We start from the raw sequence: 18,357 nt of genomic DNA, 5'->3' as shown, positions 1-18,357 counted from the left end.
CATATATGCACCTCCTTTAGCCTTAAAAGGCTCTGGGTTTAAAACCCGTAGAAGGATAGCTTAAGCTATCGCTCTGTAATATGGGAGGTGCATTTTCTTTTTCATGGTATCATTCTGGCTTCTCCAGAATCCATCCTCAATAATTTACCTTGGGGATTTTTTGTAACATTTTGGGTAAAGAAATACCCATTATTTTATCCTGCGGATTTAAACATATTGATTTATAAATGTTTTTTCTGGCATGTTTAATGCATTTGTATGAAATACAAAGTCCTTATTAGGGCTAAAAACATATGACAAGGAGGATAGTATGCTTAACAACAAAAGCGGTTTTACTTTGATTGAGTTAGTGATGATAATCATCATCTTAGGGATTTTAGCCGCAGTGGCAATACCAAGGTATCTTGACCTTCAGACAGATGCTGAAAAGGCATCTATTAGAGGGCTTTATGGTCATCTCTCAGCCGCATATGGGATTGCAATTGCATCGGTAAAAGGGAATCCAACCCTCGGAAATATGAAAAGCAATCTCTCTGGGGATTCAGGTTCTTTAGGGATTAATCTAATGGCTCAAAAGACATTTGACAGTCTTACAAGCGGTCTTAATTCTATAGTTGGTGGTAGGAGAACAGGCTATATCAACATAATAGGTGGCACTAACCTTGGAGATAATACTGTAATCTCAACCATAGGCAGTCTAACCTTAGCAGAGTAAAAAAAACATATGCGGGGCATGACTATGCCCCGCATATAAACTTCCTTGAAAGACACCTATAGGATTTCTCTATATCTGAGTGGGCTTGTAATATTTCTTACATATATTTTTTTTCTCAGCCCGTCTCTTTATAGTGGCGACAGCCCTATGCTTTATACATCGGTTTTTGCTATGGGTCCTGCTCATCCTCCGGGGTATCCTCTTTATGTGCTTTTGGGCAAGATTTGGACCTTTCTTCCTTTTGGTAGTATCCCCTATAAGCTCAATCTCTTTTCAGCCTTATGCGGAGCTCTAACATCGGTAGTCGTATTTATGTCAGTTCACATCCTGACAAAGGACAAACTAACCGCCATATTTTCAGCCACACTTTCAGGGTTTCTTCCGCTTGTATGGTCAGAGTCCGTAAAGGCAGAGGTCTATACACTAAACTCTGTCCTCACACTTTCAATCTTCTATCTCGGCATTAGATTTATCTCTGAAAATGGCGATAGAAGGCTTCTGTTTTTAGGTTCATTCGTATTAGGCATTGGCATGGGCAATCACCATACAATAGGGTTTATGCTCTTCCCTTTGATGTTTCTTCTTGCTCTAAATAAGCAAAACAGGGTCAACACAATCTTTATCTCCGTTTTATTTTTTATGCTCGGTTTTTCGGTATACATATTCAGTTATCTCCGTTCGTTGAAGTATTTTTCAGATGGCATACTGTTTAGTTATTCTGATTCAAGCTCCTTGCATAGATTCCTTATTACATTCTTTAGGGAAGAATATGGCTCAAGCATTCCTTCACTCGTAGGGCCTGCAGGCCATCCAGTAACCCTGCTTCAAGGCACATACAATGCAGTCAAGCATCTTATATTTAAAAACTTTGGGTGGCTGTCTGTCCTGTCTATATTTTCAATAATCCCTCTATGGAAAAGGAAGCCCATGCTTTTGTATTTTATAGTGACCCTTGCCTCATATGGGATTGTCCTTTCGGCAATGGTCTATGCATTTGAAGAGCCAGTTGAAAAAGACCTGTTTCTTTTAAATCCCTTCATGCTTTCACTGTTATATCTTGTTACAGTCAATGTAGGCTATGGGCTCTGGTGGCTCCTTCGGCATTTTAAAAGGAGGTTACCGTTTACAGCAAGACCATTTGCAATTGGAGTTCTCTTACTTCCTTTTGTGCTTTATCTTCCGCTAAACATCAAAAAGAACAATCTTAGCGATTATTATCTTGTCGAGGATTTTGCAGGCAACATACTGAATGCCCTTCCGACTTTAAGTATTGTGCTTACAAGCTCTGATGCCACATACTTTCCCCTTTTCTATGAAAATCTCATAGAGCGGAAAAGAGACGATGTCGTTATTCTTTTAAGCGACAAAGGAGGGGTTTTATCACAGGCAAACCCATTCTGGAAATATAAAACCCTGTTTCCTGATTTGCCAGGAGGAAAACTGTTTTTAAAGGTAGATGAGGTTTATGTGAGCCGTGGAAGGGTTTTTACCCCAAATGTCCTGAGCATAAGCGACAAACTCAAAAAATATTTCACTCCCCGACCATACATCATGTGCTACAGGCTTTTTCCGAAAAAAGGCTTAAGGGGAGATGAAAAGCAAAAGTTCAAAGACTTAGATAAGGCATTCGAGAGGTTTGTATACGAAAGGAGCCTCAAGGAAAAATCGGATGATATGTTTTCTACTGAGGTCAAGATGTTTTATTACACGACTATTACTCACTATGCATATCTATTGAAAAAACAGGGACTGCCTTACAGGGATTATTATGAGACATCATTGGAGCTGATTACGCCAAAGGGTCTTGCATATTATATGAAATCTCTTGAACAGACAGGGGATAAGGAGGAGATAGAATCATTTCTTGAAAGCATCGAGCCTTATGCAGAGAGATACCCGGAGGTAAGGCTTCTAAGCACTGCATTGAAGGAAGAGTTTCTTAAGGGGAAATAAAACTACACCCCTTGAATTTCCTCTACGAAAAGGTTACCTTAAAAAGTATGTTCCTCAGAAAATCATTTATGATGATTGCACTTACCCTAAGTCTTTTTGCATGTGCAAAGAAAGAGGCATTAAGGCATCCTCCTCAGTTTAAGCCGTATGAGGGTATTGTAACAGTAGAGGCTTTAAGGGGATCCCTGATTTTTAACGATATAAAAAGCATTAAGTCAGAGGTAACGGTTGGGTTCTTAAAGGAAGGTAAAACCGTAGACATTGAAGGCATTGTTGCCTATATGATGCCTGAGTCTCTTAATATTAGGTTTTTTGGACCCCTTGGTCTAACTGCCGCAGAGGTTATACTTTTAGGTAATTATCTTCAGGTATATGTACCATTTGAAAACACCCTTTATGAAGGAGAGATTCCACATCTATTAACTCCAGAGTTGCCATCATCGGAGACCATCTATAGCATGGCTGAAACCGATGAGGGCTATACACTTAATGAGTTCTGTCAACAAAAAGAAACTATGAGCTTGATAAGGCAGTATACCTTTAGCAGGGATACCCTTCTTAACACAGGTATTTCGGTTTACGATAAGGAGGGGAAGTTTGCAGATGTTTTATTCAGCGATTTTTCGGACTCCAAATTGCCCATGACAGTGAATGTATCCCTGAGTAATGGATTCGTCATGGATATAAGGTTGATAGAGCCTCAGGTGAACTCTAAGGTCTCAGAAGAGCTTTTTAAGCTCAAAAGTCATGAGGACAGAGAGGTTAAGCCTCTAAAGGCATTATTTAAAAAGGGTAAGCCCTGAACAGAACCCCCTGTCACCCTGAACAAAAGCCCTGTCACCCTGAAGGAGTTTCAGGGTCAATATTCTCTTGCAGAAATGGTGCATTTTCTGATATAAATATAGTATAAGGGCTGGACAGATTGTGCCTGCCCTGTTGGTGATTAGGTGAAAAAGTTGATCCAGCAAATTAGATCTTTTGGGAGCTTAGGTAAGAGGCACGGTGTGCATGTCCTCCAAAAAGGAGGAAAGCCTGAAGTCCTCTTCACGGCACCCACCTATTTAAAAGGCGGATCTAATTGTTCACTTACACGGCAGGGTGGGTTTTTTATACGGGCATTGCAGGATAATATAAATTCTATGGTCTTTTGTAAAACTTCGAAAGCCTGAGATAGTCTGTCCAACCTTAAATTTCTCTCTAAAGGAGGTATCCAATGCCTTATGCTGTTTATATATCGGTCTCAGTTGGCGTTGGTGTTGTATTAGGGGTTGTTCTCAGCTTGATATACAGGGCTTCTTTAAGGTCAAAGAAAGAGGCGATTGAGAGGGAAAAGCATGCCATTGTCGAGGAGGCACAGAAAGAGGCTTTTAGAATCAAAAAGGAGGCATCCGTTGAGGCAAAGGACACGCTTTATCAGGCAAAGTCAGAGGTGGAAAAGGAGTTAAAAGAGCGGCGTCACGAATTAAACCATCTGGACAAAAGGCTCAGGCAGAAAGAAGAAGGCATGGAGAGAAAACTTGACCAGATGGAAAAAAGGGAGCAAGAGCTTACTAAGAAAGAAAGGGAATTTAATTCAAAGGAGCGGTCATTACAGGATAAGGATAATAGCTTGAAACAGCTTATAAAGGAGCAGACTTTGGTTTTGGAAAAGCTCTCAGGATTAAGCTCAGAGGAGGCAAAAGCAGAGCTCCTCGGAAAGGTCGAGGAGGAATCACGGTTTGAGGCAATAAAGCTGTCAAAGAAGATAGAGGATGAGGCAAAAGAAGCATCCGATAAAAAGGCAAAGGAGGTTTTAGGACTTGCCATTCAGCGTTATGCCAGCGATTTTGTCACTGATGCCTCTGTTACTGCCGTAAGCCTTCCAAGCGATGAGATGAAAGGAAGGATTATAGGAAGAGAAGGTAGAAATATCAGGGCACTTGAGGCCGCAACAGGGATTGACCTTATTGTCGACGATACGCCTGAGCTCGTTACGCTTTCTGGGTTTGACCCTGTAAGAAGAGAGGTAGCAAGGCTTTCCCTCGAAAGACTGATATCTGACGGAAGGATTCATCCTGCAAGAATAGAAGAGGTTGTCGAGAAGGTTAGAAAAGAGGTGGACTCGGCAATATTCGAGGAAGGCGAAAAAGCAGTATTTGACCTAGGGCTCTCAGGCATTCACCCTGAGATTATAAAGCTCATAGGAAGGCTGAGATACAGGTCATCTTATGGACAGAATGTCCTTCGGCATTCAAGGGAGGTCGCATACCTTGCAGGCGTTATGGCAGGAGAGCTTGGCGTGGATTTAAAATTAGCCAAAAGGGCAGGGCTTCTTCACGACATAGGCAAGGCAGTTGACCATGAGGTTGAGGGCTCTCATCAGGACATAGGTGCAAGGCTTGCAAAAAAATACGGTGAAAACGATAAGGTGATAAATGCTATCTTAGTGCATCATGGAGAAGGAGAGCCAACATCGGTTGAGGCCGCTCTCGTAGCCGCCTCGGATGCCCTCTCTGCGGCAAGACCAGGCGTAAGAACCGAAAGCATAGAGAACTATCTTAAGAGGCTTGAGAAACTCGAACAGCTTGCCATGTCATTCAAGGGTGTCGAGAAGTGCTATGCGATTCAGGCAGGAAGGGAACTCAGGATTATAGTCAAGCCAGAGGATGTCTCCGATGAGTCTGCATGGAACATCTCTAAGGAGCTATCAAAGAAAATAGAGCAGGAAATGACATATCCGGGTCAGATTAGGGTTACTGTCATAAGAGAATCCAGATATGTAGAATATGCAAAATAAACCATGAATGTCCTATTTATAGGAGATATAGTTGGAAAGACAGGCAGAATGGCTGTTAAAGCCCTTCTGCCTAAACTTGTGGAGACATATAAAATAGACCTCACTATAGCTAATGGAGAGAATCTCGCAGGTGGCTTCGGAATAACGGAAAAAACCGTTACCGAGATGTTTGGCTCAGGCATTCATGTAATTACAAGCGGAAATCACATCTGGGACAAAAAAGAATTTCTGCCCTATATAGCAAAGGAAAACAGAGTGCTTAGGCCTCTAAATTATCCACCCGGTGTGCCTGGCTTTGGCAGTGTCATCCAGAGCCTTTCATCAGGCATTAAGGTTTCAGTGGTTAATGTATCAGGAAGGGTTTTTATGTCTAACATGGACTGCCCATTCAGGGTCTCGGAAAAAGAAATAGAAAGGCTTAGGGAGACTACAAACATTATCGTAGTGGATTTCCATGCAGAGGCTACATCCGAGAAACAGGCTTTTGGATACTTTGTCGACGGCAAAGTCTCGGCAGTCATTGGAACTCATACTCATGTGCAGACTGCTGACGAAAGACTTCTTCCAAAAGGCACTGCCTATATCAGCGATGTTGGCATGACAGGACCTGCCGACTCTATAATCGGAGTGCAAAAAGAAGAGGTAATAGAGAGGTTTCTCCTTCAGATACCAAAAAAATTCGAGATCGCAAAAGGACCTGCATTACTACAGGCAGTTGTTATTGCTATCGACACTAAAACAGGCAGGGCTGAGTCTATACAGAGGCTTTCTCTAAATTATCCTTAGGATTTCTTAAAATAAGAATATGTAAAAAATGCTATTATAAATATATATGCGTCAATTAATGAGCAAGGAAGAAATCTCGGTTAACGGCACTCTCAGGGCATTGGAAGATAGGATGGATTCTGTCATCAGGGGCAAGAGGAATGCCATCAGGATGGCAATCACCACGCTCCTCGCAAAAGGACATCTCCTGATAGAAGATGTCCCCGGAGTTGGAAAGACAACACTTGCATTTACCCTCGCAAAGGCAATAAACTGCACATTTCAGCGCATCCAGTTTACATCTGACCTTTTGCCATCGGATATAATAGGCGTAAGCATATATAATGCCGAAAAAAAAGACTTTGAGTTCAAGCAGGGACCTATATTTACGAATATCGTTCTTGCGGATGAGATAAACAGGACTAATCCAAAGACCCAGTCAGCGCTTCTTGAGGCAATGAACGAAAGGCGGGTTTCGGTAGACAGAAGGACATATATCCTTCCCGAGCCATTTATGGTCATAGCCACACAAAACCCGCTTGAATATCACGGCACATTTCCCCTGCCTGAAAGCCAGCTCGATAGGTTTATGCTTCACCTCAGACTGGGTTATCCATCGCCTGAGTACGAAAGGAGAGCTATCTTAGAGCAAATGGATTTCGAGACAATCGAGAGGATGTCTCCTGTAGTTGACAGCAGAGAGATATTAAGGATGCAAAAAGAGGTTGACACCGTCAGGGTCGAAAGAAGTCTTCTCGATTATCTCATAGCAATAATAAATGAAACGAGAAAGGACGAAAGGGTAAGGCTTGGTGCAAGCACGAGGGCATCGCAGTTTCTCCTTAAGATTGCAAAGGCAAATGCATATTATGAAGGCAGAAACTATATCACACCAGAAGACATAAAAGACACCGCGGTGTATGTCTTAGGCCATAGGCTTATATTAAAGGCAAAAACATCTATTATGGATTCCGAAAGAATCCTTGAGGATATTCTTAAAAAGCTCCCTGTGCCTGTATAAGGCGGGGTTTACCATACGCATGTCATGAAGGTTACAAAGGAAGGAAAGAAGTTTTTACTTGCCACGGCACTGATAGCGATATCCGCACTTAATACGGGAAATAACCTCATATACCTCATACTTTCGATGATGCTTTCAATACTTACGGTCTCGCTCGTTTTGCTGAAACTTAACCTGAGAAGAATTGCACTAAATATATCTCAAACCAGCCATCTGTTTGCAAAAGAAGATGGCATCATCGGGGTCTCTGTAACAAATACCAAAAGAGCACTGCCTTCTTATTCATTGACCCTCCATCCTCCAGAGGCCATAAAAGGCAGAGGCTATGTTCATTATGTGAAGGCAGGGTCAACCTTAATGAGCGATATCACTGTCCAGTTTAAAAAAAGAGGAATATATCGTCTGACAGACTTTGGCATAGAAAGCAGTTTCCCTTTTATCTTTTTCACAAACCTCTCGATGGCATACTCAAATACAGAGTTTGTGGTTTACCCTGAGATAAAAAGGACACTTACCCTTCCACTGCTTTTATCCACTTATGGATATAAGGGGCATGCACCAAGACCGGGTCAGGGAGAAGATATACTGTTTCTTAGGGAATTCAGGAATGGAGATGATACAAGAAAGATAAGCTGGAAGGCATCTGCAAAAGCAGATAGGCTTATGATAAAAGAATTCTTAGTGGATGAGCCTAAGATGATTTCAATAATACTGGATAACATAAATCCTTCAGGTGGTAATGCCTTCGAAAAGGCAGTATCATTTACTGCATCTATCTCCTACAGGCTTATAAAAGAAGGTTTCCTTGTAAGACTTATGACATGTCAAGAGACCACGCCATTTGGAAACACAGAGGAGCACCTCTTTGACATACTCTATAAGCTTGCTCTTCTAAAGGAGCACGACACATGGCAATGCCCTATCTCTGAGGAAACAGGGAGTGGTGGTGCAAGCCTTCTCGTTTTGAAGTCAAAGGGCTCTTCCATGCCCCGATATTTTGGTGATAGGTGCGATATGGTGATTTATGCAGAGTAGCCTCTCTCTTATCCTTCTGACTGCCTTTCTTGCCCTTACAGGTTGTATGGGACTTATACTTTCAGGCGAGCTAAACCCTGTTATGATTTTCCCTGTAGTGGGAATCCTGCCGGGTTATTACAGACTCATAAAGGGGATGACACCTACACCAAAACCAGTCATAAGCAGTCTTTCTGTTCTGGCAATCGTTTTAGTTGTGATGGACTCGTTTGTCATAACAGGAGATTTCTTCTTAGCAGTGGCACATATGACAATAGTGTTTCAGACACTTAAGAGCTTTGACCTGAAAGAGCCATGGGATTATCTTCAGGTCTACTTCATGTCCCTTTTACAGCTTATCATAACCTCCGAGCTAACACATTCGATAATACTGAGCGTTATCTTTACCGTGTTTCTTATAACACTGGTTATAGCAATCGGCATGTCTCATTTTATTAAGGAAGGGACGCTAAGAAAGGTGAGATTTAGAAAACCACTAATATTTATATCCTTGATTGTGCTGGTTTGCACTACGGTTTTTTTCATTTCGCTTCCAAGGTCAGGTGCCGGGCTATGGGGAAGGAAATCATCGAAGGGCATAAAGTCAGTGGGCTTTTCGGAGACAGTGGAGTTTGGCTCTTTTGGAGATGTACTTGAGGATTCGACTGTTGTAATGCGGATTTCGCTTTCAGGCAGGAAACAGCCCCTTTACTGGAGAGGTGCTACTCTGGATTATTTCGATGGCATCTCATGGAAAGACACAATAGGAGGAAGATTAAGAATCCCTAAGACAGATGACAGGTTTTACCTTTCTAAGGATGTAGACATTGCCGATGACTCTTTGACTGTTCAGGATGTGTTTATAGAGCCCATGGACACAGATATTATATTCGGACTCGGACATGTCGTGGCTTTAGAGGCTAATGGAAACTTCATAGAGACGGATATCGGGGGAGCATTATACTCTTATCTAAAAAGAAACAGAAGGTTTTCATACACTGCCTATAGCACCTCTCAGGATGAGATGGCTCTAAGAGCCAAAAGAAGGCATCTTCAGGTTCCAGAAGGCATGGCGAGGGTATCTAAGCTTGCCTATGATGTAGCAGGCAAAGGGGTGACGGATTTAGAGAAAGCAGTCCTTATAGAGAGTTTTCTTAAATCCAACTACAAGTATTCCCTTAAGACAGAGCCTCCTTCTTCGGGCATAACCCCTATAGAGGATTTTCTTTTTAATTCAAAAAAGGGGTTTTGCGAGCACTATGCAACCTCGATGGTACTGATGCTGAGGGCACTCGGAGTGCCTGCAAGAATAGTCACAGGCTTCGTAGCTGGAGAGGAAAACACCTACGGAGATTATGTGATAGTAAAGCAAAGCAATGCCCATTCGTGGGTTGAGGCAGTCATTAATGGCAGGTGGCAGAGATTTGACCCAACACCTTCTGCCCCAACCCTCGAGATGCCTTCTAACTTGTTTCTTCTTATGGATTCCCTGAGGATGAAGTGGTATCGCTATGTCATAGGGTTTAGCTCATATGACCAGATGAGGCTTCTCAGATTTATCACACTGCCATTTCTTAGAGGGGAGAAGGAAAATATCCCTTCACTGCCTGATAAAGGAGAGATTAAGACAGGTATAAAGCCTTATGCCTTTGCCTTAGCAGTTATGGCTTTATTGGTTACAACTACATTTGTATTCTGGAGACTCAGAAGAAAAGGGGGGCATGGCTTTGAGACCATACATTATCTCAGGTTTAGAGACAGGATAAAAAAGATGGGCGGTTATATAACCGAATCCTCAACCCCAATGGATGTCTTGCAAGAGGCTCATAGGCTTGGGCTTGATTCCGAAAGCTCGGGCTTTGAATTTATCCGCATGTATGAGGCAGTAAGATTTGGCGGCATAAAGATGAGCACCGAGATGACAAAGATGTATCAGAGGCTATCGTCTTTCCAGCCAAACTCTCCAAGAAGGGGAACAAAGACGCAGGGTGTGTGATACTCCTCAATAAGTTTATGATTGTGTTTTATTACCTTTAGGAGTCTCTGGCTAAAGAGGTCTCCTACAGGGGCAACGATTATCCCTCCGTTTGCAAGCTGTTTTAGGAGTGGAGGAGGGATTGAAGGAGTGCCTGCCGTTATAATAATTCTGTTGAAAGGTGCCTCATCAGGCAAGCCCAATGTCCCATCTCCAACCCTGAAATGGATGTTTCTGTAGCCAATTTCAGTCAGTATCCTTTCGGCTTTTAGGGATAGGTCTTTGACCCTTTCGATTGTATAGACTTCTTTTGAAAGCTCGGCAAGGACTCCTGCCTGATACCCTGAGCCAGTGCCAACCTCTAAGACCCTCTCATCTCCTTTGAGCTCAATCAGCTCGGTCATAATTGCAACCATATAAGGCTGGGAAATGGTCTGTCCTTGTCCTATAGAAAGTGCCATATCGTCGTATGCCCTGTATCCAAGCTCTTCCTCTACGAATAAATGTCTTGGAACCTTTCTCATTGCCGAAAGGAGACGCTCATCCCTTATGCCCCTTGAAATAAGCTGTGTCCTGACCATAAGTTCTCTAAGCCCTGCGTAATCCATTACTCAGGCTTCCATTTGCCTTTGATAAGCTCTATTGCAGAGTAATTGGTGAGGTCAAGATGTATTGGAGTTATGGACACATAGCCATCCATTACAGCACTGATGTCAGTGTCCTCGCCATGCTCCCAGAAAGGTCTTCCTCCGCCAATCCAGTAGTGTTTCTCTCCTGAAGGCGACAGCACTTCGCTTATAGAGCCATCATATATCTTTTTGCCCTGCCTTGTGAACTTTACCCCTTGTATGTCTTTCATTGCATAGTTTGGGATGTTTATGTTAAGCAGTGTGTCGTAAGGCAGGGCATTGTCAAGGATGTATCTTACTGCTATGCCTGCAAAGTGAGCCGCAGTGTCATAATGAAGCGGATGCCTGCCATTTAAAACTAAAGATACCGAAACAGAAGATATGCCTAATATCGTGCCTTCTATTGCGGCAGAAACCGTGCCTGAGTAAGTAACATCGTCTCCTAAGTTTCCGCCCTTGTTTATACCCGAAACTATAAGGATAGGCTTTTCTTTTAGAATCTTTGCAACTGCTATGGCAACACAGTCGGTTGGAGTGCCATTTATCGAGTAGACCTTTTCTCTGAGCTCTTCGACCCTGAGAGGTCTGTGAATCGTAAGGGAATGACTTACAGCAGACCTTTCCCTGTCGGGTGCAACGATATAGGTATCTCCAAACTCCTTCACTTCCTTATAAAGAGATACCAGTCCGTGGGAATGAACTCCGTCATCGTTTGTAACTAAGATTACAGACATAATTTATTGTATCAGATTATTGGCGTAAAAAACCCCCATAGCGTCAACATACTTTTCCAAAAATCGTTGCCATCTCCTTTTTTTATAGGTTCAAGTTGAATTCCCTAAGTGCTTGAATTATCTTCATTTTCATCGTTAGAGCGTTCAATCTTTTTCATTTTGTTCAAATCAGCTCTGTTGTCATCTATAGCATCAGCCTTAAACCTTAGCCTTTTTCCTTTTGAGATTTTTTTGCTCATAGTTTGACCTCCTCATGAAAATATACACACCCAAGATAAAAAAGTCCTCTAACACATGTCTAAGACACATGTTATAAAAGCATGTCATATATACAAACAAAAGTCCTCTAAAGTAGTTCTAAGAAGTAGTTTTAAGAAACAGTTTAGAGAAGCAGTTTAGAGAAACAGTTTCGCCCTGACGAGCCTTTGTCATTCCGACTTGTTCGGAATCCATCTTCTCCCCTTTTCTGTCATCTATGAAAAAGAAAAAGCAACCTCCTTTTAATAGTTAAGAAGCAATTCCGTCCACTCTGGCTGGAATGTCAGCATTGCATAGCGGGTGCTCTTTTTTACATATTCAAGAAAGAAGATACTGTTATTCAATGTATTTTTCAAAAGCTCTTTTTTCTGATACTCTATGAGGAAAAACCAGAAGATTAAGCTGACTGCCACCATCGAAACCTCAATGGTTGCTATAAGCTTTGCTGTGAGGGAATGATAGAGCTTCTGAAAATAAGTATATAAAAACGGCCTTTTTTAGGGCCTATCGGTCGCATTCTCCAAGAACGATATCTATAGTTCCTATGTTTGCGATTACATCGGCAATAAGTGAGCCCTCGCAGAGCCTCGGAAGCACAGAGGCATGGACAAAAGAAGGAGACCTGAGCCTCAATCTGTAGGGCTTACCTGTGCCATCGCTTACAATGTAAAATCCAAGCTCTCCTTTTGGCACCTCGCATGCAGAGTAAATCTCTCCTTTAGGGGCATTCACAGTCCCCTTTGTTATCAGGATGAAATGATGTATGAGGGACTCCATGTCCATGAGAACCCTTTCTTTAGGTGGAAGAGTGAATTTAGGGGCATCAGGCGCCATAACTGGACCCTTAGGAAGTTTCTCTATACATTGTTTTATGATTCTATTTGATTGTCTTAGCTCGAGCATCCTACAGCGGTATCTATCATAGACATCGCCTTCTTTTCCAATTGGCACCTCAAAGTCCACCTTGTCATATGCATCATAAGGTGCGTATTTCCTTATATCATAGGGCACGCCAGAGCCCCTTACCATTGGCCCTGTTAGACCCCAGTTTATAGCCTCTTCTGCTGATATAACGCCAATGCCCTTTGTCCTTTTTAGCCAGATACGGTTCGTATCGATAAGGGTCTCGTAGTCATCGATTTTTTTTGGAAACTCCTCTGTGAACTTATAAAGGCTGTCAAGGAACTCCTGAGACACATCGTTTCTCACACCGCCTATTCTCGGATAGCTCACAGTGAGTCTTGCACCGCAGAGCATCTCAAGCAGGTCTAAGAGCCACTCCCTTTCCCTAAAGGAATAAAGGAATACAGTCATTGCACCTATGTCTAAGGCATGTGTGGCAACCCATATAATGTGGCTTGAGATTCTCGTTAGCTCGGAAACGATTGTCCTTATGAACTTTGCCCTTAGAGGGGCATCTATGCCAAAGAGCCTCTCTACTGCAACCACATAGCCTACATTGTTTGCCATGCTCGATATGTAATCGAGCCTGTCCGTAAGGGGTAAAGCTGTAAGATAAGTCCTGTCTTCAGAGAGTTTTTCAACTCCCCTATGAAGGTAGCCAACATATGGGGTGCACTTAACGACTGTCTCTCCATCGAGGTCAAGGACAAGCCTCAAAACCCCGTGTGTAGCAGGGTGCTGTGGACCCATGCTGACTGTAAGTTCTTTTGTTTTTAATGCGGCTGACTCAATATATTTCTCTGTTATTTCTCCCATTGAAACTCCTTGAACTCTTTTGCCTTTTCAAAAACCTCTTTAAGCCCTTTCCATTCCTCTTTAGGACCTGGTCCCTTCAAAGGATAATCCTTTCTTAAAGGATGACCCTGCCAGTCCTCAGGCATGAGGATTCTCCTTAAATCAGGATGTCCATTGAATGTTATTCCAAACATATCAAAACATTCCCTTTCATGCCAGTCAGCACCTATCCAGATAGGCGTTACACTGTCAATGAAACAGTCATCTTCAGGCACGAAGGCCTTTAGCCTTAACATGTGCCTCAGCTTTATTGAGTAAAGATGATATACGACCTCGAATCTCGGTTGACCTTTTCTCATGGGATAATCCACTGCAGTCAAGTCTCTAAGATAGTCCATGTTACACTCCGGGTCGTCATGGAGGAATCTGCATATATCGAGGAGCCTGTGTTTTTTAACCACTACCGAGACCTGTTCCCTGAACTCTGAGATTGAAACCACTTCCTCGGGAAATTTCTCTTTTAGTTTTTCGGCTATTTGAATCGGCTCCACCTCAAGTGCTCCTTTCTTATCTTTTCCTGAAGCTTGAGGATTCCCTCAAGCAGTGCCTCTGGCCTTGGAGGACAGCCCGGAATATAGACATCCACTGGAAGAAAACTGTCACAGCCCTGAACAACGCTGTATACATTAAAGATTCCTCCTGTGCTTGCACAGCTTCCCATTGATATTACATATCTTGGCTCAGGCATCTGGTCATAAACCCTTCTTACAATCGGAGCCATCTTCTTTGTGACAGTTCCTGCCACTATCATAAAGTCTGCCTGTCTGGGAGAACCCCTAAATATAACCCCAAGCCTGTCTAAGTCATAGTGTGACGAACCCGTCGTCATCATCTCTATGGCGCATCAGGCAAGTCCGAATGTCACTGGCCATAAGGATGAGAGCCTTCCCCAGTTCACAATCTTATCCAGTGTGCCTACTATCGTACTTGCACCGGGGATTATCTTCAGTCCCTTTTCTACTTCAACGACCCCATGGTTGTCAATGACCATATGCCTCACCTCCTTTTTTGTTCTATATTTAAAATATCTAAAGCCTTTCTATCAAATAAAGCACATTATACTTTAGCAAAGCATATGCCTCTGGTAGAAGGTGTTTGCCCTTTAGACAATTATCATAAGTTTCGCAGCCCTGTGCCTCGACTTCGTTAATTAGAGCATTAAGGATATTCTTTGCAGTGCTATTTTGACCCTGCTCAAGTTTCTTCTTTGCGGCATCCAGCTTCTGGTCAAGACTCATCTCTATGCCCTTGTTCGTTATCCAGCCTAAAGTAAATGCCTCATGCTTTAGGTTGATGATGTAGTTGAGGAAATCTATTGGTTTAAGTTCGGCTGGAGGGTCTTTCGGGCCAAGCGTCTTGCCTTTAACAGAGTTTTTTAAAACATCTAAGACATCTGCACATGCCTCTTCTTCCTCTGCGGTAAGGTCTCCATCAACCATCATCTGCTCAAGCGAAATCCACCCAGCAGCGTAATAAGATACAATCGCAGGAAGCCCACTACTTTCCATACTAAACCCGCTCAGAGAATTTCCGGGACTGATATTTGTCTCAGGAGAAATAGAGGCCCAAAAATATGGCTGACGGTCATAATCACTTTCATACCAATTTGGAGATATAACATTTGCAACAATAGAAAATTTTTCCACCTGAAACTCGGCCAAGTCTTGCTTGCTATTTGGAGAGCTGTATAATGAATAGCTATATTCAAACTTATTATTCCTAATGCACGCATTTGCTGTTACTTTAACCTCTACTTCTTTCCTTGAAGCCCCTTTGATAGGACATTCTTCAGCCACAGTAACCCTTAATAAAATAAAACTATAGATGACCAAACCCAAAAAGAATCCTGTCATTTTCATTTTATCCTCCTTTTTAAGGCACAAGAATATGAAAATGGTCTGCATGGCTAATGACCAGTTTCTGGGTAGTGTCCCGTATAATGGCAAATAATAAATCCCGGTTTAAATTTACACATGCTCCCTCACTCATTAGCCCGGTGGCTCTTAACCCGACATATCCGATATCGGCATTCTTACCAACCCTGTGACCACAATGCCCATGTCCTTTCTGCTTGCACTGAGGGGCTGTTGTATCCGCGAACCAATGATTATAAACATCAAAAGCACCACCACCCGGCAGGCTCATATCGTTAACTCTCAAATTTATATATTGGTCGTTTGTTGCGAAAGCATATTTCTTTGCAATCTTCTTTACAGCATAAATAAGATTCCATGTGCCATAATGGTTTTCATTGTGCTTAGAAGTAGGAGGCACAAAACGGCATGGGTCATTAGATGTGGGAGAGCCAACAAGAATGTAATACATACCTCCAGGCATAGGATAAAGCCCCGGTACCTTTACATCTATTGTTCTCTTTGCCTCTTTCTCTGTCTCCCTCACTTTAGCTATTATCTCCTCTGTCCCTGAAACTTCTGAGCTGGTATAAGTCGCAGTTTTCTCTGTCTCACCCGATGAGAAAGAAACATTTGTCGGGCTTATACTACCTTTGGGCCTTCCATCATTTATCAGGCCATGGTCATGACCGCCTGACTTAGGGTCGGGTATGTCAACCTTTAGCTCCACTGTGCAACCACTTGATGGTGCGGGTCTTTTAAGGGAAACCTTCACCTCTGCCTGAGTATTTCCGACACTTGGCTGCCCTGGTGGCATCTTCGGTGCTACCCAATCACTCGCAAGTGTCACATCACCAATCTCACAACACCCCTCATCCGTCTGTCCGTTACAGTTGTTGTCAAGATTATCTCCACAGATTTCTTCCTGTGGCAGAACCTCTCCAAAACATTGCCCCCATTTGCCATTTGAGCAGGTCTGAATTCCTATCTACTACGACTTTTATAGTCTTTCTATCAAATAAAGGACATTATACTTTAGCAAAGCATATGCCTCTGGGGTGAGGTGTTTGCCCTTTGGGCATCCCTCATAAGTCTCACAGCCCTGTGCCTCGACTTCATTAATTAAGGCATTAAGGATATTCTTAGCAGTCTTTGTGTCTCCTGCGGAAAGCTTTTTTCTTGCGGCATCCAGTTTCTGGTCAAGACTCATCTCTATGCCCTTGTTTGTTATCCAGCCTAATGAGAATGCTTCATGTTTCATAGAGATGATGTAGTCAAGGAATGAAAGGGGGTTGAAGTCCAAAGGTGGAGCAGTGGGGCCGATGGTCTTTGTATGGTAGATTAAGCTATCTTGAAGTTGCTTGGAGAGTTCTTCATTTTCATAGTATTCGTCAGGCAAGCTATCAGTGTCGACATATGGCTGAAGCATAGTATCCCTGATTGCTGGCAGTCCATAAGAAGTCAAGATTAATCCCTTGACTGAACTCCCAGGAAGTATTTCTATCCCACTCAAAGTTGCAGACCCAACAAACCCTTTACCTTCTTCATCATAACCTATGCCATATGTCCATCCTGAGGGACCATCTATACCAACAGCAATAATCTTATCTTTAATAGTCTCAGAAGAAGTACGCGAGTATCCCTCGCCATATGTAAGATTTTCCCAGCTCAATTCAATCCCTTTTGGGTCTTTTGGAATATATATGTCTAAGCTCCATAATTCATTTTTATTTCCTACAGGATTTATAAGTGTATAATTGTATTTATAAATCCCACTTATTGAATCAAAATTCACTACTGTTTGAACAAAATACTCCTCATATTTAGGAATCTCAGCACTGTAAGCAACTGAAACAAAAACCAGTAAAGATACTATACATATCTGTCGTTTCATAAAGCCTCCTATTTCATAAGTGGAAACTCACAGTGTATGGTTGCTTCTTTTACAAGGCTACCCTTGCCGAATTCAAAACATTTTCGCCCAATATATTTTTTATCAACTTCTATCCACCCATTTTGCCCTAACGCACTTCTGTCTATATCAACACTTATCCCCTTCCTATGAGACTTATGCGGCGGAGACCAATAACTCCCCTGAGGCGGGCCTATATCAAATAATCCGCCCCATTCAAGGCTCATGTCGTTTATTCCAAGCGTTGCTTTAGACTGTCTGTAAAAATCTTCTGCTATAAGCCTTGTATTCACCACCGTATAGTATGTCCCATAGTGATTCATCTGATGAAAAGTTGTCCACCCTGTAAGGCGATAGTTTCCTCCGGGCATGGAATAGAGGTCATACGGCACTTTCACATCTATTGAAAACTCCTCTTTACTGCCTCCAACCAACTCCGCTATTATCTTCTCTGTGCCTGAGACCTCACCACTTGTATACTTTACATGTTTCACTGGTTCAATGTTGGTAATAGTAACACTATCTGTGCTCAAGCCTCCTGAATGAGCCTTTCTATTTCCATCATGTAGATGTCCACCAGAATTGTCAACAGGCTCTACACTTAGATTGACAGTGCATCCATCAGAAGGTGCAGGTTTTTTAAGTGTCAAAACAATGTCTGCCTCTGTATTTCCAAATGTCTTTTGTGGTGCTACCTCTGACGGAGAAACCTTCACTTCCACCTCACAACACCCCTCATCTATCACCCCATTACAATCATTATCCTTTCCATCGCACAACTCAGGTGCATTGGGATAAATTGTATTGTCATAGTCATTACAGTCTACATCTGATGCATAACCATCTACATCGCTATCCACATAACAGCCCTCATCAATAATATCATCACAATCATCATCCACCCCGTCGCATATCTCAGGAGCTTCCTCACACCCACATGCACAGACCTTGACGCTTTCTTTTTGAGTCGGGCATTTCCATTCATAGGCGGCTG

The 18,357-nt window shown here is 42.5% G+C and carries 17 protein-coding genes, 1 other RNA gene and 1 pseudogene; 9 read left to right on the top strand and 10 right to left on the bottom strand.

What is annotated here, in order from left to right; translation table 11 throughout:
* Window positions 1-310 precede the first annotated feature (310 nt).
* The 9 genes from HY805_10525 (at window position 311) to HY805_10485 (ending at window position 10,240) form a co-directional block, all read left to right on the top strand.
* Complete coding sequence (locus tag HY805_10525; protein ID MBI4824643.1) at window positions 311-715, top strand: prepilin-type N-terminal cleavage/methylation domain-containing protein; 405 nt, start codon at window positions 311-313, stop codon at window positions 713-715.
* A gap of 147 nt (window positions 716-862) precedes the next feature.
* Window positions 863-2,668 (top strand): DUF2723 domain-containing protein, encoded by a 1,806-nt coding sequence (locus HY805_10520; protein MBI4824642.1) that lies wholly within the window; start codon window positions 863-865, stop codon window positions 2,666-2,668.
* A gap of 47 nt (window positions 2,669-2,715) precedes the next feature.
* Window positions 2,716-3,471, top strand: a complete 756-nt coding sequence (locus HY805_10515; GenBank protein MBI4824641.1) for a hypothetical protein — start codon at window positions 2,716-2,718, stop codon at window positions 3,469-3,471.
* Between the two features lie 119 nt (window positions 3,472-3,590).
* Window positions 3,591-3,777: non-coding RNA, 6S RNA (gene ssrS, locus HY805_10510), on the top strand.
* A gap of 104 nt (window positions 3,778-3,881) precedes the next feature.
* On the top strand, window positions 3,882-5,444 hold the full coding sequence (gene rny / locus HY805_10505) for a ribonuclease Y (GenBank protein ID MBI4824640.1): 1,563 nt from the start codon (window positions 3,882-3,884) through the stop codon (window positions 5,442-5,444).
* A gap of 3 nt (window positions 5,445-5,447) precedes the next feature.
* Window positions 5,448-6,230 carry a TIGR00282 family metallophosphoesterase gene (locus HY805_10500; GenBank protein MBI4824639.1) on the top strand — a complete coding sequence of 261 codons (783 nt, stop codon included), beginning with the start codon at window positions 5,448-5,450 and terminating at the stop codon, window positions 6,228-6,230.
* Window positions 6,231-6,276: 46 nt separating this feature from the next.
* Window positions 6,277-7,230, top strand: a complete 954-nt coding sequence (locus HY805_10495; GenBank protein ID MBI4824638.1) for a MoxR family ATPase — start codon at window positions 6,277-6,279, stop codon at window positions 7,228-7,230.
* Between the two features lie 24 nt (window positions 7,231-7,254).
* The gene (locus HY805_10490; protein ID MBI4824637.1) at window positions 7,255-8,265 is read left to right on the top strand and encodes a DUF58 domain-containing protein; all 1,011 of its coding nucleotides are present in this window, start codon (window positions 7,255-7,257) and stop codon (window positions 8,263-8,265) included.
* Window positions 8,255-10,240, top strand: a complete 1,986-nt coding sequence (locus HY805_10485; GenBank protein MBI4824636.1) for a DUF3488 domain-containing protein — start codon at window positions 8,255-8,257, stop codon at window positions 10,238-10,240. The genes HY805_10490 and HY805_10485 overlap by 11 nt, the downstream gene beginning before the upstream one ends.
* On the opposite strand, the gene HY805_10480 is transcribed toward HY805_10485, so the two are convergent.
* From HY805_10480 to HY805_10435, 10 genes and pseudogenes are all read right to left on the bottom strand, one after another.
* Window positions 10,177-10,827, bottom strand: a complete 651-nt coding sequence (locus HY805_10480) for a protein-L-isoaspartate(D-aspartate) O-methyltransferase (protein MBI4824635.1) — start codon at window positions 10,825-10,827, stop codon at window positions 10,177-10,179. The genes HY805_10485 and HY805_10480 overlap by 64 nt on opposite strands.
* On the bottom strand, window positions 10,827-11,582 hold the full coding sequence (gene surE, locus HY805_10475; protein ID MBI4824634.1) for a 5'/3'-nucleotidase SurE: 756 nt from the start codon (window positions 11,580-11,582) through the stop codon (window positions 10,827-10,829). The genes HY805_10480 and surE overlap by 1 nt, the downstream gene beginning before the upstream one ends.
* 500 nt (window positions 11,583-12,082) lie before the next feature.
* Window positions 12,083-12,256: a hypothetical protein gene (locus tag HY805_10470; protein MBI4824633.1), complete on the bottom strand. Its 174-nt coding sequence runs from the start codon at window positions 12,254-12,256 to the stop codon at window positions 12,083-12,085.
* 88 nt (window positions 12,257-12,344) lie between these two features.
* Complete coding sequence (gene nuoD, locus HY805_10465; protein MBI4824632.1) at window positions 12,345-13,559, bottom strand: NADH dehydrogenase (quinone) subunit D; 1,215 nt, start codon at window positions 13,557-13,559, stop codon at window positions 12,345-12,347.
* Entirely contained in the window at window positions 13,547-14,089 is a 543-nt protein-coding gene (locus HY805_10460; protein ID MBI4824631.1) for an NADH-quinone oxidoreductase subunit C, read from the bottom strand. The genes nuoD and HY805_10460 overlap by 13 nt, the downstream gene beginning before the upstream one ends.
* Window positions 14,071-14,589 (bottom strand): annotated as a pseudogene (locus HY805_10455) (NADH-quinone oxidoreductase subunit B). The gene HY805_10460 and the pseudogene HY805_10455 overlap by 19 nt, the downstream one beginning before the upstream one ends.
* Window positions 14,590-14,626: 37 nt before the next feature.
* The gene (locus HY805_10450) at window positions 14,627-15,106 is read right to left on the bottom strand and encodes a hypothetical protein (protein ID MBI4824630.1); all 480 of its coding nucleotides are present in this window, start codon (window positions 15,104-15,106) and stop codon (window positions 14,627-14,629) included.
* Between the two features lie 364 nt (window positions 15,107-15,470).
* Complete coding sequence (locus tag HY805_10445) at window positions 15,471-16,301, bottom strand: hypothetical protein (GenBank protein ID MBI4824629.1); 831 nt, start codon at window positions 16,299-16,301, stop codon at window positions 15,471-15,473.
* Between the two features lie 150 nt (window positions 16,302-16,451).
* The gene (locus HY805_10440; protein ID MBI4824628.1) at window positions 16,452-17,345 is read right to left on the bottom strand and encodes a hypothetical protein; all 894 of its coding nucleotides are present in this window, start codon (window positions 17,343-17,345) and stop codon (window positions 16,452-16,454) included.
* Between the two features lie 8 nt (window positions 17,346-17,353).
* On the bottom strand, window positions 17,354-18,357 hold a 1,004-nt coding region (locus HY805_10435), incomplete at its 5' end, for a putative metal-binding motif-containing protein (GenBank protein MBI4824627.1).

Source organism: Nitrospirota bacterium (assembly GCA_016207905.1).
Lineage (GTDB): Bacteria > Nitrospirota > Thermodesulfovibrionia > Thermodesulfovibrionales > JdFR-86 > JACQZC01.
Note: the sequence above shows the minus strand (reverse complement) of the source record. Positions and strands in the feature narration are given on the sequence as shown.

What these genes read in the sequence shown, in the direction of transcription:
- HY805_10480 (MBI4824635.1), bottom strand. Translation starts at nt 10,827, where the DNA reads ATGGATTACGCAGGGCTTAGAGAACTTATGGTCAGGACACAGCTTATT.
- HY805_10520 (MBI4824642.1), top strand. Translation starts at nt 863, where the DNA reads ATGCTTTATACATCGGTTTTTGCTATGGGTCCTGCTCATCCTCCGGGG.
- rny (MBI4824640.1), top strand. Translation starts at nt 3,882, where the DNA reads ATGCCTTATGCTGTTTATATATCGGTCTCAGTTGGCGTTGGTGTTGTA.
- HY805_10440 (MBI4824628.1), bottom strand. Translation starts at nt 17,345, where the DNA reads ATGAAACGACAGATATGTATAGTATCTTTACTGGTTTTTGTTTCAGTT.
- HY805_10485 (MBI4824636.1), top strand. Translation starts at nt 8,255, where the DNA reads ATGCAGAGTAGCCTCTCTCTTATCCTTCTGACTGCCTTTCTTGCCCTT.
- HY805_10495 (MBI4824638.1), top strand. Translation starts at nt 6,277, where the DNA reads ATGCGTCAATTAATGAGCAAGGAAGAAATCTCGGTTAACGGCACTCTC.
- HY805_10450 (MBI4824630.1), bottom strand. Translation starts at nt 15,106, where the DNA reads ATGGAAAGTAGTGGGCTTCCTGCGATTGTATCTTATTACGCTGCTGGG.
- HY805_10490 (MBI4824637.1), top strand. Translation starts at nt 7,255, where the DNA reads ATGAAGGTTACAAAGGAAGGAAAGAAGTTTTTACTTGCCACGGCACTG.
- surE (MBI4824634.1), bottom strand. Translation starts at nt 11,582, where the DNA reads ATGTCTGTAATCTTAGTTACAAACGATGACGGAGTTCATTCCCACGGA.
- HY805_10470 (MBI4824633.1), bottom strand. Translation starts at nt 12,256, where the DNA reads ATGGTGGCAGTCAGCTTAATCTTCTGGTTTTTCCTCATAGAGTATCAG.
- nuoD (MBI4824632.1), bottom strand. Translation starts at nt 13,559, where the DNA reads ATGGGAGAAATAACAGAGAAATATATTGAGTCAGCCGCATTAAAAACA.
- HY805_10515 (MBI4824641.1), top strand. Translation starts at nt 2,716, where the DNA reads ATGTTCCTCAGAAAATCATTTATGATGATTGCACTTACCCTAAGTCTT.
- HY805_10500 (MBI4824639.1), top strand. Translation starts at nt 5,448, where the DNA reads ATGAATGTCCTATTTATAGGAGATATAGTTGGAAAGACAGGCAGAATG.
- HY805_10525 (MBI4824643.1), top strand. Translation starts at nt 311, where the DNA reads ATGCTTAACAACAAAAGCGGTTTTACTTTGATTGAGTTAGTGATGATA.